The organism is Acinetobacter towneri DSM 14962 = CIP 107472 (assembly GCF_000368785.1).
GTDB lineage: Bacteria > Pseudomonadota > Gammaproteobacteria > Pseudomonadales > Moraxellaceae > Acinetobacter > Acinetobacter towneri.
The window spans coordinates 661,417-673,561 of the sequence record NZ_KB849690.1 but is presented as its reverse complement, the minus strand read 5'-3'; the positions used below and the strand labels follow the sequence as shown (position 1 = coordinate 673,561).

Sequence of the window (12,145 nt, the reverse complement as noted above, 5' to 3'; positions counted from 1 at the left end):
TTGTCGATTGAAGAATTATTGAGATGACTGTGAGATTTCAGATTTTAGGCTTCCATGAAGTTGTATTGAATTTATTTTAAAATCACCCACACTTTAAGTACTTAATTTTATGGATATAAAAACGATTATTCTCTTTGCTGTATTGCCCAGTTTAAGTATTATTTTTCTCACATGGTTAATACGTTTCCCTAAACCTTGGGTTTTTAAAGCGGTTTTAATTTTTGAAATCATTCTCACCGTCTGCACTTTAGTCATTGAGTTGGATGCAAGAAAAACACCTGGAAATAGCGGTTGGACCATCATTTTCACAGGCTTCTTTCAGTTCTGTTTTCTGCTATTTTTACTGATTGCCCGTATTCGAATCTGGATAGAAAATAAATCTTGAATGTCCACTTCACCTATTTACTGGTCGGAAGTAGCGCTTTCTAAAAATAGTAAAGGTCATTAAAAATAATCTACATAAGCCAAAATTTTGACAGCTTTACGGCACAAAACTAAAAAAGCCTCGACATCCTGTCGAGGCTTTCTAGATTCAGTTTTTGGTATAACTCCTGTCGTACCAAGCACTTCCGTGTTGTTCTATTTCTTATTCTTCTTATTTAGGAAACTCCCTGTTTCCCGATAAGTTCATATTAAGAAAAACCAACCTTCAGCACTAGCCGCAAAATTCCGCATTTCGTGTCAGCCAAAACGTACAAGGTAGCGTTTGCTAAATTTTGTCGTTTTTCTGGTATATTTAAAGATTAAGCCTGGGAATAGTCACGTGCGCCAAACAATGCTGTACCAATCCGTACCATAGTTGAACCTGCTGCAATTGCGGCATTTAAATCGCCCGACATCCCCATACTCAAAGTATCCCAATCTTCAGGTTGTGCATGTTGTGTCTTAACTGCATCAAACAATTGTTTGGCATCTTGAAAAGCTTGAGGATGATTAGGTGCAGGAATCACCATCAAACCGCGTAGTTTTAAATGCGGTAGTTGACTGATCTGTCGGACTAACTCTGCAACTTCGCTCGGCTGACAGCCATCCTTCGTATCTTGTGAATCAATATTTACTTGCAAACAAATGTTCAGTGGCGCTTGCTGAGCATCGCGCTGATTAGATAAACGCTCGGCAATAATCAAACGATCTACCCCATGCACCCATGCAAATTTTTCTGCCAAATGTTTGGTTTTATTGCGCTGCACATGCCCAATAAAGTGCCATTCAATTTCTAAATCACTCAGGGCCTGCATTTTATCCAAAGCTTCTTGCAAATAATTTTCGCCAAAAGCGCGCTGCCCTGTCACATACATTTCACGCAAGGCTTCACTCGGATGAGTCTTAGATACTGCCAACAATTGCACCGTATTTGGCTCGCGCTGTGCCAACTGGCATGCCTGTTGAATTTGTTGCAAAACCTGAGTGCGCATAAGCTGCAGATTATTCATTGATGCATTTCTCATTTCATTCATCTTTTTTTACCTTGTCCAGCAACTAACAGTTGGTTAAGCTGATGGAAAGCCGTATTATTCTATCAAAATAATTAAGATTTAATTGATCTCGGGGACTTTCATGGATATTACAGAATTATTGGCGTTCTCCGCTAAAAACGGCGCTTCGGATTTACACTTATCTGCGGGCATGCCACCACTGATTCGTGTGGATGGTGAAATTCGTCGAATTAACTTACCAGCATTAGAACATAAAGAAGTACACAAATTAGTGTACGACATTATGAATGATAAACAACGTCGTGATTATGAAGAAAATCTAGAAACGGACTTTTCTTTTGAAGTCCCAGGCGTGGCTCGTTTCCGTGTGAACGCATTTAACCAAAACCGTGGTGCAGGTGCAGTATTCCGTACCATTCCTTCTAAAGTTTTGACCCTTGAAGATTTAGGCATGGGACAAATCTTTAAAGATATTTGTGAATATCCACGTGGTTTGGTATTGGTGACAGGCCCAACAGGTTCAGGTAAATCAACCACACTTGCCGCGATGATTGACTTTATTAATGACAATCGCTACGACCATATTCTGACCGTCGAAGACCCAATCGAATTTGTACACCAATCTAAAAAATGTTTGGTTAACCAACGAGAAGTACACCGTGATACGCATGGCTTTAACGAAGCATTACGTTCGGCACTGCGTGAAGACCCTGACATTATTCTAGTTGGTGAGATGCGTGACTTAGAAACCATTCGTTTGGCACTGACTGCTGCTGAAACGGGTCACTTGGTATTTGGTACGCTACACACCACCTCTGCAGCAAAAACCATTGACCGTGTGATTGACGTATTCCCTGCCGAAGAAAAAGACATGGTACGTGCCATGTTGTCTGAATCTTTACAAGCCGTCATTTCACAATCCCTGCTCAAGAAAAATGGTGGTGGTCGTGTAGCTGCGCATGAAATCATGATTGGTATTCCTGCAGTGCGTAACCTGATTCGTGAAAACAAAGTAGCTCAAATGTACTCGGCAATTCAGACTGGTGCCAACTACGGTATGACCACCCTTGACCAGAGTTTGAAAAACTTGGTATCGCGCGGTGTGATTAGCCCACAAACGGCTCGTACGGTTGCAAAACAGCCTGAATCATTCTTATAAGTTTAAAATTCGAGATACGCGATGGACTTTAATGATTTACTGAATTTAATGATTCAGCAAAAAGCGTCTGACTTGTTTATTACAGCCGATGTTGAACCTTCCATGAAAATTCATGGACAAATTGTGCCTGTAGCCAAAAGTAAACTTACAGGTGAAATTGTCGGTCAGCTGCTTAACTCAATTATGAGTGAAAAACAGCGCAAGGAATTTGCCGAAACCCGTGAATGTAACTTTGCGATTACCAACCGTGAAAAAACAGCACGTTTCCGTGTCAGCGCATTCCAACAACGTGATGAGCCGGGCATGGTACTCCGTCGGATTGAAACCAAAATCCCGACCATGGATGACTTGAAACTGCCACCTATTCTCAAAGATTTGGCGATGACCAAACGTGGCATCATCATTTTTGTAGGTGCGACTGGTACAGGTAAATCGACTTCTTTGGCGTCTATTATTGGTTACCGCAACCAAAACTCCAAAGGTCATATCATTACCATTGAAGACCCGATTGAATTTGTGCATGAACATGCAGGCTGTATTATTACCCAGCGTGAAGTCGGAATTGATACTGACTCCTTTGAAATCGCCTTAAAAAATACTTTGCGTCAAGCACCTGACGTGATTCTGATTGGTGAGATTCGTTCCCGCGAAACCATGGATTATGCAATTGCCTTTGCCGAAACAGGTCACTTGGTATTTGCCACCCTGCACGCCAACAACGCTAACCAAGCAATTGACCGTATTATTCACTTCTTTGAAGCAGACCGACATAACCAGTTGTTCATGGATTTGTCGCTAAACCTGAAAGCGATTGTGGCACAGCAATTAATTCCAACCATAGATGGCAACTCACGTCGTGCTGCGATTGAAATTTTAATTAACTCACCATTAATTGCAGATTTAATCCGTAAAGGTGATGTGCACGAAATTAAAGACCTAATGAAGCGTTCTCGCGAATTGGGCATGCAAACCTTTGACCAAGCTTTATACGACCTCTATAAAGCCAAGCAAATTAGCTACAAAGACGCACTTAAACACGCCGACTCGCCAAACGATTTGCGTCTACAAATCAAATTATCAGAAGAAGGTGGCGAGCGTTTGTTACATGCAACCTCGAATATTACCTTCGATGGGCAATAACTTCGCAACAATGCTTAAACACAAACAAAATAGGCTTCCATACGGAAGCCTATTTTTTATGCTTACAGCAAATTATTTCTTGCGTAAGGCTTCACGACATTCTGGCGCATCACAATAACCATATAAATTCAGCGAGTGCCCTGTGAGCTCAAAACCAAATTTTTCAGCTACATCATGCTGTTCTTTTTCAATGGTATCGTTAATAAATTCAACCACTTTGCTACAGTTCAAGCAAACCAAGTGGTCGTGGTGATCTTCCTGCATAATTTCAAACACAGAATGATTGTTCTCAAAATTATGACGCTCAATAATGCCTGCAGCTTCAAACTGTGTTAACACACGATACACAGTTGCTAAACCCACATCTTCACCCTGATCGAGTAAAGTTTTGTAGATATCTTCTGCACTTAAATGATGTTGTTTTGAATTTTCTAATAATTCTAAGATTTTAATTCGTGGAAGGGTAACTTTAAGTCCAGCTTTGCGTAATTCTTGATTTGAAATAGGCATGAAAAAAGGTCTCTCAACAAAATTAAAGTTGGAATATGCAACAAAGTTAAGATGCAGTATGATCTAACACTGGATCAAGATCAAATGCATCATAATTAATTTGGGATAGTGTAGCAAAATGCAAAAAATCATGTTGACGTTATTGGTCACTTCACTGCTCGCAGGCTGTTCGACCTTGGGCGTTTATAAAGTCGATATTCCACAGGGTACACCTTTAACCCAAGCTCAAGCGTCTAAAGTCCAAGTCGGTATGAGTCATCAACAAGTCCGCTTTTTGCTGGGCAGTCCTACCATCGCCGACCCGATGAATCCATTACGTTGGGACTACATTTACAACTATATCCCAGGAACTTATGCTAAAAAAGCCAAGATCCCTGCCGCGCATGGTCAGCATTTGAAAATCTTTTTCAATCAAAATGGTATTGTAGAAAAAGTTGAAGGATTGGAAACGATTCCAGAATCTCAACCAGGCCTACCAGGATCGAAAGAAGCGATTCTCAACGCGCCACCACTATAGCCGCTTTAGAATAAAAAGAAACCCCTCACTGAAATTCATCTGAGGGGTTTTTTAAATCATTGCAATTGTCTCAAGCGATTGCTTTTGGCATAACGCCCTACTGGGTTCTTTGCGGCACGTTTACGACGAATATCTTTCGGGTTAATGGTCAAAGCACGATAAATCTCAACCCTATCACCTGCTTGTAATACATGCTGCGGCTCAACCCGTACACCAAAAATACCCAGCATCAACGGTTCAGGTAAAGTCGTTGCTGTCACAAGTCCACTCTGCTGAATTGCATCCAGTACAGTCATGCCCTGCTGAAATGCGACAGCCACATGCCATTGTTGTTCGGGTGTGGCATACGCCACCCAAACCTGCGCCATTTGACTCATGCGATCCACTGTCCAATTAACGCCACCATCGCCACTACGATAGATACAGGTAACACCACACGTACCGCAATACGCCAAATGTTATAAAAGGCTTCACTGCTAAAGTTCATGGCTTTACGCAAATGGCTGATTTTCATAATCCAGCCTGCAAAAATAGCGTAAATCAAACAAATAACTAAGCCCCAAAGCAATAAGGCAAAATTAAATACAGGACTAATGGCAGGAATTGCCCAAGCCAAAGTTGCTGCAATCAATACAACCCACTGAATCGCAACCACCATTTGACGTTGTGCCAATTGTTCACGTGCCAATTGTAATAAAACCGCTGCTGCTGCAACAGTTGCCACCACCAAAGCCAATGCTGGAATTTGTGCTTGCACGGCAAAGAATGCAAAAGCAACGACTGCCAATAGCTGAGCAATCCAAATTGGCAATACCGTTGAAGTTGCTGCAGATTGTTGCTGTACTTGCGGCAAACTAGTTTGCCAGTACAAGCCCATGCCTAAACCACTGGCCACCAAAGCCAAAACGGTTGCACTGCCCCATTCGCTAAACTCAATTGAGGTGACTTGCCATGCAGGGAGTTCTGAACCCATCACCATCGATAAAACCAAAGCCGCCACAACAGCAACAGCGGTACATAGCAATAAAATTTGACGCGGCACTAATGACAATGCCAGTGCGAAAATAGCCACAATCACAAACAAGACATGACTAGCCAAGTCTGCAGCGGCATATTGATTTAAAATTTGCGCAGCATTAGACAACAAACCGCCTGCTAAAAATGGAATGAACACCACTGCAAGCCAGCCCACCAAACGCCATTTTTGAGAAGCATCGGCATCACGGGTTAAACTTAAAAGTGCTTGTAATGCTGTCGTTTTTGAGCGTTTGGCTAAGGCAATTTCCAAATAAGTAATCGGTAATGCCAAAATCAGCATGGTTGCTAACCACAACAACCAAAAGTCGAGCTGACGCTCAACCTGAATACCTGTCATTGGTGCGAGTGTGGCAATAATAATGAATGATAAACCAAATGCCATCAGCGGCGATAACCATCGTGACATAGCATTGTCCTGCATGACGCTGTCCTAATAAAAATCTACGGCTATTTTGCCTTTGTCATCAAGGAAAAGCAAAACCTCAAAAAAGAAAAAGCAAACTATCGTTAGATAGCTTGCTGCGCAAATTTATAATTTTTATTCTTTCATTTTTATGGCTTCAGACTTATGAGAAGAAACGAGCGAACCAGCCTTTACCTTTCTTCTTCTCATTTTCCTTAATAATACCCATCATATTCTCTTTCACTGCACCGACATAATCGGCGTCATCGTGTTGAATATGATTAATTAACCATTTTGATAAAACTTCATGCAATTCGCCTTCAATGGATTGTCCCATTTCATAACGATCGCGATAAGACTCAATTTTTTTAATGAATAAATCATGCACACGTTTATGTGGTACGCGGTATTTATAACCCGCTTCTTCTTGTAATGATTCTTCAAACGTAAAATGCGACTGGGTGTAATCAATAATATTATCTAAAATCTGCTTTACACGTGCTCGATCTGTACCATCGCTAATTTCAACAATTTCATTAATATAATCGAGGATACGTTTATGCTGATCGTCAATCACATCGATACCAGTATTGTATTCTGGAACCCATTTCATCTTCATACGACCACCTTACAGAAATAAATGATTAATCACATTGCGGAATGGTAGCCGTATTTCCCATAAATAAAAATGAAGCGAATTGGTAGGGATTGGTTTAAATCGCACAAAAACAACACAAGACATTGATTTAAATAAATTTTAACAAAAATACCCGACTAAAAGAATCAATTATTAATTAACCAATTTATACATTTTCATTCTTGATTTAATTGAATTATACAATAATAAAATGAATATTTTTCAACCACACATACCCGTATAAATTAGTATTGATCCGCTTTGGTGATCCGTCTTAATTCAGGATTTAAACGCTCACGTTCCAAACGCGCAATATGTGTCATTTGGGTTTTAATTGGGCGTCCATGTTGAAATAAAATCATTTCACCTGGCTGAAATGCTGTCCATGTTTCATTTTGAGTCAAGGGTTCAGTGGTAATCACTGCCACACAATCCTCTGCTGTGGTGACTTGGCTAAAATCAACCTCAACATCTAAATCAATTAATTGTGCAGGCTGAAATGGATAAGCACGCACCAACCAATGTAATTTGGTCACCGCATAACTAAATAATGCCTGACCATTGGACAAACAAAAATTAAAAGTGCCATGTTCTGCAATTTTAGGAGAAATTTCGGCTAACAAGTCAAAAATTTGCGTCAGGCTCGGTTCATCATAACCAAAATGATTTACCAATTGATCTAACAAATAACAAAATGCACGTTCACTGTCGGTATTGCCCACAGGGGTAAAACGACCTGATAAACGTGGATGAAAGTCATGTAAATCACCATTATGGGCAAAAATCCACTGGCGTCCCCACAACTCACGACTAAACGGATGTGAATTTTCTAAATTAATTTTGCCTTGTGTCGCTTTACGAATATGGGCAATCACATTACGCGATTTGATGGGATAGTTACGGATCAATTCTGCAATGGGTGACTCCACTGCAGACTGGTTATCGACAAATAAACGGCAAGCTTTATCTTCAAAAAAAGCAATGCCAAAGCCATCAGAATGATCTGAGGTGATTCCTGCGCGCTGCGAAAATCCCCGAAATGAAAAGGTAATATCGGTAGGTGTCGCACAATTCATTCCAAGCAACTGACACATAAGGCCTTATCTTTATACAAATAATGAAATTATCTGATTATTGTGCATCAGCCATGTGGATAATTCAAATCTGAAAAATATAAATAGATTTCTACAGTACCACTTCATAGATATGCAGTGCTGTAGAAATCTCTGCTTAATTATTCTAGTTAAGATGCTTTCACTTTCTTTTGGCGAATAAAATGTTTCGCCATTTGTTTCACATCTAACAAAACAAAATAATCTAGACAGTTAAACTCACGGTCATAAAATGCTTGCTCAGACAGCTTAGCATTCATTTTCAGATAAACATCAAACAGTTTAGGTATTCGTTCATCTTGGCTAAAGCTATGACTTGGACAACTTGGCTCAAACGGCTGCTGTGACTGAATATCGCAGCGTTGATTTTCTGCCAATTGTTGAATCGCTTGATGGGTATGATACGCGCGTGCTTCATTACCTTCCAAACGAATACTGACACAGCCAATCATGTGTTTGGCACGCATTTCCCATAACACTTTAGGCACTAAATTCAGCCATAAAATAGAGAGTGTTTTGCCTGAACGATAACGTGGATGCACACAAGTACGCCCCATTTCGACAATATTCGAGAGATGCCCTAACTCATCTATAATTTTAAACTCGTGCGCACTATAACTGTTGGCTAGCTCATGCCCTTGCCAAAGTTTTAAACGAGTATAAGCAACAATTTCACCCGTAGATTTATCTCTGAGTACGGCGTGTTCACAGCCAAAATCGTACAAGTCCTGATCTAAACCCGATTCAAATTCAATGCCAAATTGCTTGGAAAATTGCTGTGCACGAAAGCGCTGTACTTCTTGTAGTTGCTTTAAATTTTCAACCCATTCAAACGCATATTGCGTAGCTTTGCTGTTTTTTTTCTGTGCTTTACCCACTTTAACCATAGGAAAGCTAAACTGCTGACGATACTGATTTAATTTTTGTAGCATCATAGATACCTCATGTTTTCTCCTACACTAGGACAGCAGCATGACACTATGATGACCGCGATTTTAGCGACTACAATTTTAAGATTGCAGGATAGGTGCAAAGCAATTTCAAGGATGCTGAATCAACAAAATTTCAGTTTCTTGCCGTAAATTTGACATAAAAAAGAGCTTCAATTGTGAAGCTCTTTTAGGGATCATCTTATAGAGTTTTATTTACGCGTTTGGACACGGTTGGTAATTAATGTTCCCACACCATGATCAGTAAAGATTTCCAATAAAGTAGCATGTGGCACACGACCATCTACAATATGTGCACTGATTACACCGCCTTTAACTGCATCCAATGCACAACCCACTTTTGGAATCATGCCACCGTAAATCACGCCTGTATCAATTAAACGATCTACTTCCTGCGTAGTCAAACCAGTTAACAGGTTTTTATTTTCGTCTAATACACCCGTAATATTGGTCAGCAAAATTAACTTTTCCGCACCCAATGCTTCGGCAACTTTACCTGCGACTAAATCGGCATTAATGTTATAGGTATTGCCTGCATCATCGACACCTAAAGGTGCAATCACTGGAATAAAGTCGCTGCTGGTAAACATTTCCAACACGTCGGTTTTGACACCCACCACTTCACCCACCAAACCAAGGTCAATTTGTTGTACTTCGCCTGTTTCAGTAGTTTTTTGCATCAATAATTTTTGTGCGCGAATCAAGTTACCATCTTTACCCGTCAAACCAATGGCACGACCGCCATGTTGGTTAATCAGATTGACGATAGATTTGTTGACGCTACCACCCAAGACCATTTCTACGACTTCCATAGTCGTAGGATCGGTGACACGCATGCCATCAATACGGTCAGACTCACGTCCCAATTGCTTGAGCATAGAATCCACTTGTGGACCACCGCCATGCACCACAATCGGGTTTAAGCCTACAGTCTTTAACAACACGATATCACGAGCAAAAGAACTTTCCAGCTCAGGATCGGTCATGGCATTGCCGCCATATTTCACAACAAGGGTCTTGCCCGCAAAACGTTGAATATACGGCAAAGCTTCAGTCAAAATTTGCGCTTTGTCGATACCAGTCTGTTGATGTGGCATTCGCCTCTCCTTATTGAGCATCTAAAATGTCTTGGGCGATTTCAGGGTATCGCTCACTTAACATGGAAACAAATGTATCGCGAATATCATTCAGTCGTGATGGATTATCGGCATCAAAACGCACCGTAAAATATTCGCCTGTATTGGATGCTCGAATAATGCCAAATCCATCTTCAAAATCAAGTCTTACACCATCTATTTTACTTAATTCTGCACCACTGCGATGGCTAGAACTTTCAACATCATTTAAAACCGCACTCGGTTCAATATTCCGTGTGCTGATATACGTGTCTTCAGTGCAGCAACGCTCAGGGTATTTCTGCATCAATGCCGAAAGGCTGCTGTAATTACTGTGGCTTAAATATTCCAACACGCGCAGCGCTGCGTAAATACCATCGTCATAGCCAAAACCACGTCCATCATTGAATACATAATGTCCTGCGTATTCGCCACCGAACACAGCCTTGCCTTGCGACTGCGCCAAATAACGCCGCAAGAAGGTACTGCCCGTGCGAATCATCACCGCTTCGCCACCCAAATCACGCACGGTATTGCGCACCATAGTGGAGCATTTTACATCAAACACCACTTGATGCTGAGGATGAGTTTTTAAACACATTTCTGCAAATAAAGACAGCAAACGATCTGCTGAAAGCACATTGGCATGTTCATCCAAGAGGACGACACGATCACCATCGCCATCTAAAGCAATGCCAATGTCCGCCTGATGTTCACGCACCGCAGCTTTTAAATGTTGTAAGTGTTTTTCTTGTGATGGATCGGGTGCATGTTCTGGAAAATGACCATTGGCTTCGCAGCGTAAAGCAATCACCTCACAGCCCATTTTTTGCAAAACCAAAGCAGCGCAATGACCTGCCGAACCATACATCCCATCTAAAACCACTTTAAAAGTGCCCGCCAGTTGAATATCGTTCAACATTGCCTGCTGATATTGCTGACACGCATCTTCAATAAATTCATGTGAAATATTGGTGGCGTGTTGTGAGGCGATGGATGGTGCTGCATCGGTATTTAAATAATATGGCGCTGCATCGTGTGCCACGTGTTGAATCATTTCAGGGGTTGGCGGTTCGCCCTGCACAATCCATTTAATGCCGTTGTCTGATTTTGGATTATGACTGGCCGTAAGCATAATGCCATTGCCTGCCGTGTGTCGTGCCATAAAATACAACATCGGGCTAGAACAACAACCCACCATCGTCACTTGAAATTGATGGGCAAGAAAGACTTGGCGCATAATTTCAGCATAAGCGGGGCTATTTAAACGCGCATCATAACCAATACTAATTTGAGTTTGCTTTTCTTGTTGATATTGTTGCACCAATCCTTGTGCAATGGCGTGTACCAATTTCGCGGTCAGCACAGTTTCTTTGCCACGAATGTCGTAAGCGCGAAAAATATGCTGAGGAAAAAGTGTTTGTGGATTGTTCATAGGCTTACAACTACAAAGATGAGCCAACATAAAGTGAATAAATCTTGGCTCGAGATATTTTGAAAATTCTAATTAGATTTTTTAATAGATGTGCAATGGTCTCATCAGAGCTAGTGATTTACTTGTCATTATTAGTACATCTTTCGTTACTTTTCAAGAATTGTTGGTAAAGTTTCAGATAAAACTTTACCAAACGATATAGGCTGAAACCTAAGTAACTTAGTTTTTGCCCGTATGCCCAAAACCACCTGCACCACGTTCGGTGGCAACAAATTCATCTACTTGTTCAAACTTGGCCTGTACCACAGGAACCAAAACGTATTGCGCTAAACGCTCACCAGGTTCTAAGCTAAATGCTGTTTGGCTACGGTTCCACACCGAAACCATCAATTCACCCTGATAATCTGAATCAATCAAACCCACCAAGTTCCCCAACACGATGCCATGTTTGTGACCCAAGCCTGAACGCGGCAAAATCATGCCTGCAAAACCTGTATCTTGAATATAAATCGCTAAACCTGTTTTGACCAAGACTGTTTGACCCGGCTCAATCACGGTGCTGCTGTCTACACAAGCACGTAAGTCCAAACCTGCCGAACCTGCGGTTGCATAAGTTGGCATTGGCCATTCTGTGCCTAAACGTGAATCTAAGACTTTAACTTGAACTTTCATGAAGTTTATCCTGTTTTTAAA

Annotated in this window: 14 protein-coding genes; 4 read left to right on the top strand and 10 right to left on the bottom strand. The window is 41.1% G+C overall.

What is annotated here, in order from left to right:
* Positions 1-109: 109 nt before the first annotated feature.
* Complete coding sequence (locus F947_RS14370) at positions 110-385, top strand: hypothetical protein (RefSeq protein WP_004975329.1); 276 nt, start codon at positions 110-112, stop codon at positions 383-385.
* Between the two features lie 358 nt (positions 386-743).
* On the opposite strand, the gene F947_RS10445 is transcribed toward F947_RS14370, so the two are convergent.
* Positions 744-1,433 (bottom strand): YggS family pyridoxal phosphate-dependent enzyme, encoded by a 690-nt coding sequence (locus F947_RS10445; RefSeq protein WP_004975328.1) that lies wholly within the window; start codon positions 1,431-1,433, stop codon positions 744-746.
* A gap of 124 nt (positions 1,434-1,557) precedes the next feature.
* On the opposite strand from F947_RS10445, the gene F947_RS10440 reads away from it, so the two are divergent.
* Positions 1,558-2,595, top strand: a complete 1,038-nt coding sequence (locus tag F947_RS10440; RefSeq protein ID WP_004975327.1) for a type IV pilus twitching motility protein PilT — start codon at positions 1,558-1,560, stop codon at positions 2,593-2,595.
* A 21-nt stretch (positions 2,596-2,616) separates the two neighbouring features.
* Positions 2,617-3,735, top strand: a complete 1,119-nt coding sequence (locus F947_RS10435; protein ID WP_004975326.1) for a PilT/PilU family type 4a pilus ATPase — start codon at positions 2,617-2,619, stop codon at positions 3,733-3,735.
* A 72-nt stretch (positions 3,736-3,807) separates the two neighbouring features.
* Here the strand turns inward: F947_RS10435 and fur are convergent, their stop codons facing one another.
* A complete protein-coding gene (gene fur / locus F947_RS10430) occupies positions 3,808-4,245 on the bottom strand; it encodes a ferric iron uptake transcriptional regulator (RefSeq protein ID WP_004975325.1) in 438 nt (145 codons plus the stop codon).
* A gap of 118 nt (positions 4,246-4,363) precedes the next feature.
* Between fur and F947_RS10425 the strand changes: the two genes are divergently transcribed.
* Entirely contained in the window at positions 4,364-4,762 is a 399-nt protein-coding gene (locus F947_RS10425) for an outer membrane protein assembly factor BamE (RefSeq protein WP_004975323.1), read from the top strand.
* 56 nt (positions 4,763-4,818) lie between these two features.
* Here F947_RS10425 and F947_RS10420 read toward each other — a convergent pair whose 3' ends face one another.
* From F947_RS10420 to dut, 8 genes are all read right to left on the bottom strand, one after another.
* The gene (locus tag F947_RS10420; protein ID WP_004975319.1) at positions 4,819-5,139 is read right to left on the bottom strand and encodes an RnfH family protein; all 321 of its coding nucleotides are present in this window, start codon (positions 5,137-5,139) and stop codon (positions 4,819-4,821) included.
* Positions 5,136-6,221, bottom strand: coding sequence for an SLC5/6 family protein (locus tag F947_RS10415; RefSeq protein WP_004975316.1), 1,086 nt, complete (start codon positions 6,219-6,221; stop codon positions 5,136-5,138). The genes F947_RS10420 and F947_RS10415 overlap by 4 nt, the downstream gene beginning before the upstream one ends.
* 145 nt (positions 6,222-6,366) lie before the next feature.
* The gene (locus tag F947_RS10410; RefSeq protein ID WP_004975314.1) at positions 6,367-6,822 is read right to left on the bottom strand and encodes a bacteriohemerythrin; all 456 of its coding nucleotides are present in this window, start codon (positions 6,820-6,822) and stop codon (positions 6,367-6,369) included.
* Between the two features lie 263 nt (positions 6,823-7,085).
* Positions 7,086-7,934 carry a class II glutamine amidotransferase gene (locus tag F947_RS10405; RefSeq protein ID WP_004975313.1) on the bottom strand — a complete coding sequence of 283 codons (849 nt, stop codon included), beginning with the start codon at positions 7,932-7,934 and terminating at the stop codon, positions 7,086-7,088.
* A gap of 149 nt (positions 7,935-8,083) precedes the next feature.
* Positions 8,084-8,884 (bottom strand): GNAT family N-acetyltransferase, encoded by an 801-nt coding sequence (locus tag F947_RS10400; protein WP_026438333.1) that lies wholly within the window; start codon positions 8,882-8,884, stop codon positions 8,084-8,086.
* Positions 8,885-9,093: 209 nt separating this feature from the next.
* Complete coding sequence (gene argB / locus F947_RS10395) at positions 9,094-9,999, bottom strand: acetylglutamate kinase (protein ID WP_004975310.1); 906 nt, start codon at positions 9,997-9,999, stop codon at positions 9,094-9,096.
* 10 nt (positions 10,000-10,009) lie between these two features.
* Complete coding sequence (locus tag F947_RS10390) at positions 10,010-11,452, bottom strand: phosphomannomutase/phosphoglucomutase (RefSeq protein ID WP_004975308.1); 1,443 nt, start codon at positions 11,450-11,452, stop codon at positions 10,010-10,012.
* 219 nt (positions 11,453-11,671) lie between these two features.
* Positions 11,672-12,124 carry a dUTP diphosphatase gene (gene dut / locus F947_RS10385; protein WP_004975307.1) on the bottom strand — a complete coding sequence of 151 codons (453 nt, stop codon included), beginning with the start codon at positions 12,122-12,124 and terminating at the stop codon, positions 11,672-11,674.
* Between the last annotated feature and the right edge of the window lie 21 nt (positions 12,125-12,145).

Bases quoted from the DNA above. Each gene is read 5' to 3' on its own strand.
- F947_RS14370 (WP_004975329.1), top strand. From the start codon at position 110: ATGGATATAAAAACGATTATTCTCTTTGCTGTATTGCCCAGTTTAAGT.
- F947_RS10445 (WP_004975328.1), bottom strand. From the start codon at position 1,433: ATGAATAATCTGCAGCTTATGCGCACTCAGGTTTTGCAACAAATTCAA.
- F947_RS10440 (WP_004975327.1), top strand. From the start codon at position 1,558: ATGGATATTACAGAATTATTGGCGTTCTCCGCTAAAAACGGCGCTTCG.
- F947_RS10435 (WP_004975326.1), top strand. From the start codon at position 2,617: ATGGACTTTAATGATTTACTGAATTTAATGATTCAGCAAAAAGCGTCT.
- fur (WP_004975325.1), bottom strand. From the start codon at position 4,245: ATGCCTATTTCAAATCAAGAATTACGCAAAGCTGGACTTAAAGTTACC.
- F947_RS10425 (WP_004975323.1), top strand. From the start codon at position 4,364: ATGCAAAAAATCATGTTGACGTTATTGGTCACTTCACTGCTCGCAGGC.
- F947_RS10420 (WP_004975319.1), bottom strand. From the start codon at position 5,139: ATGAGTCAAATGGCGCAGGTTTGGGTGGCGTATGCCACACCCGAACAA.
- F947_RS10415 (WP_004975316.1), bottom strand. From the start codon at position 6,221: ATGCAGGACAATGCTATGTCACGATGGTTATCGCCGCTGATGGCATTT.
- F947_RS10410 (WP_004975314.1), bottom strand. From the start codon at position 6,822: ATGAAGATGAAATGGGTTCCAGAATACAATACTGGTATCGATGTGATT.
- F947_RS10405 (WP_004975313.1), bottom strand. From the start codon at position 7,934: ATGTGTCAGTTGCTTGGAATGAATTGTGCGACACCTACCGATATTACC.
- F947_RS10400 (WP_026438333.1), bottom strand. From the start codon at position 8,884: ATGCTACAAAAATTAAATCAGTATCGTCAGCAGTTTAGCTTTCCTATG.
- argB (WP_004975310.1), bottom strand. From the start codon at position 9,999: ATGCCACATCAACAGACTGGTATCGACAAAGCGCAAATTTTGACTGAA.
- F947_RS10390 (WP_004975308.1), bottom strand. From the start codon at position 11,452: ATGAACAATCCACAAACACTTTTTCCTCAGCATATTTTTCGCGCTTAC.
- dut (WP_004975307.1), bottom strand. From the start codon at position 12,124: ATGAAAGTTCAAGTTAAAGTCTTAGATTCACGTTTAGGCACAGAATGG.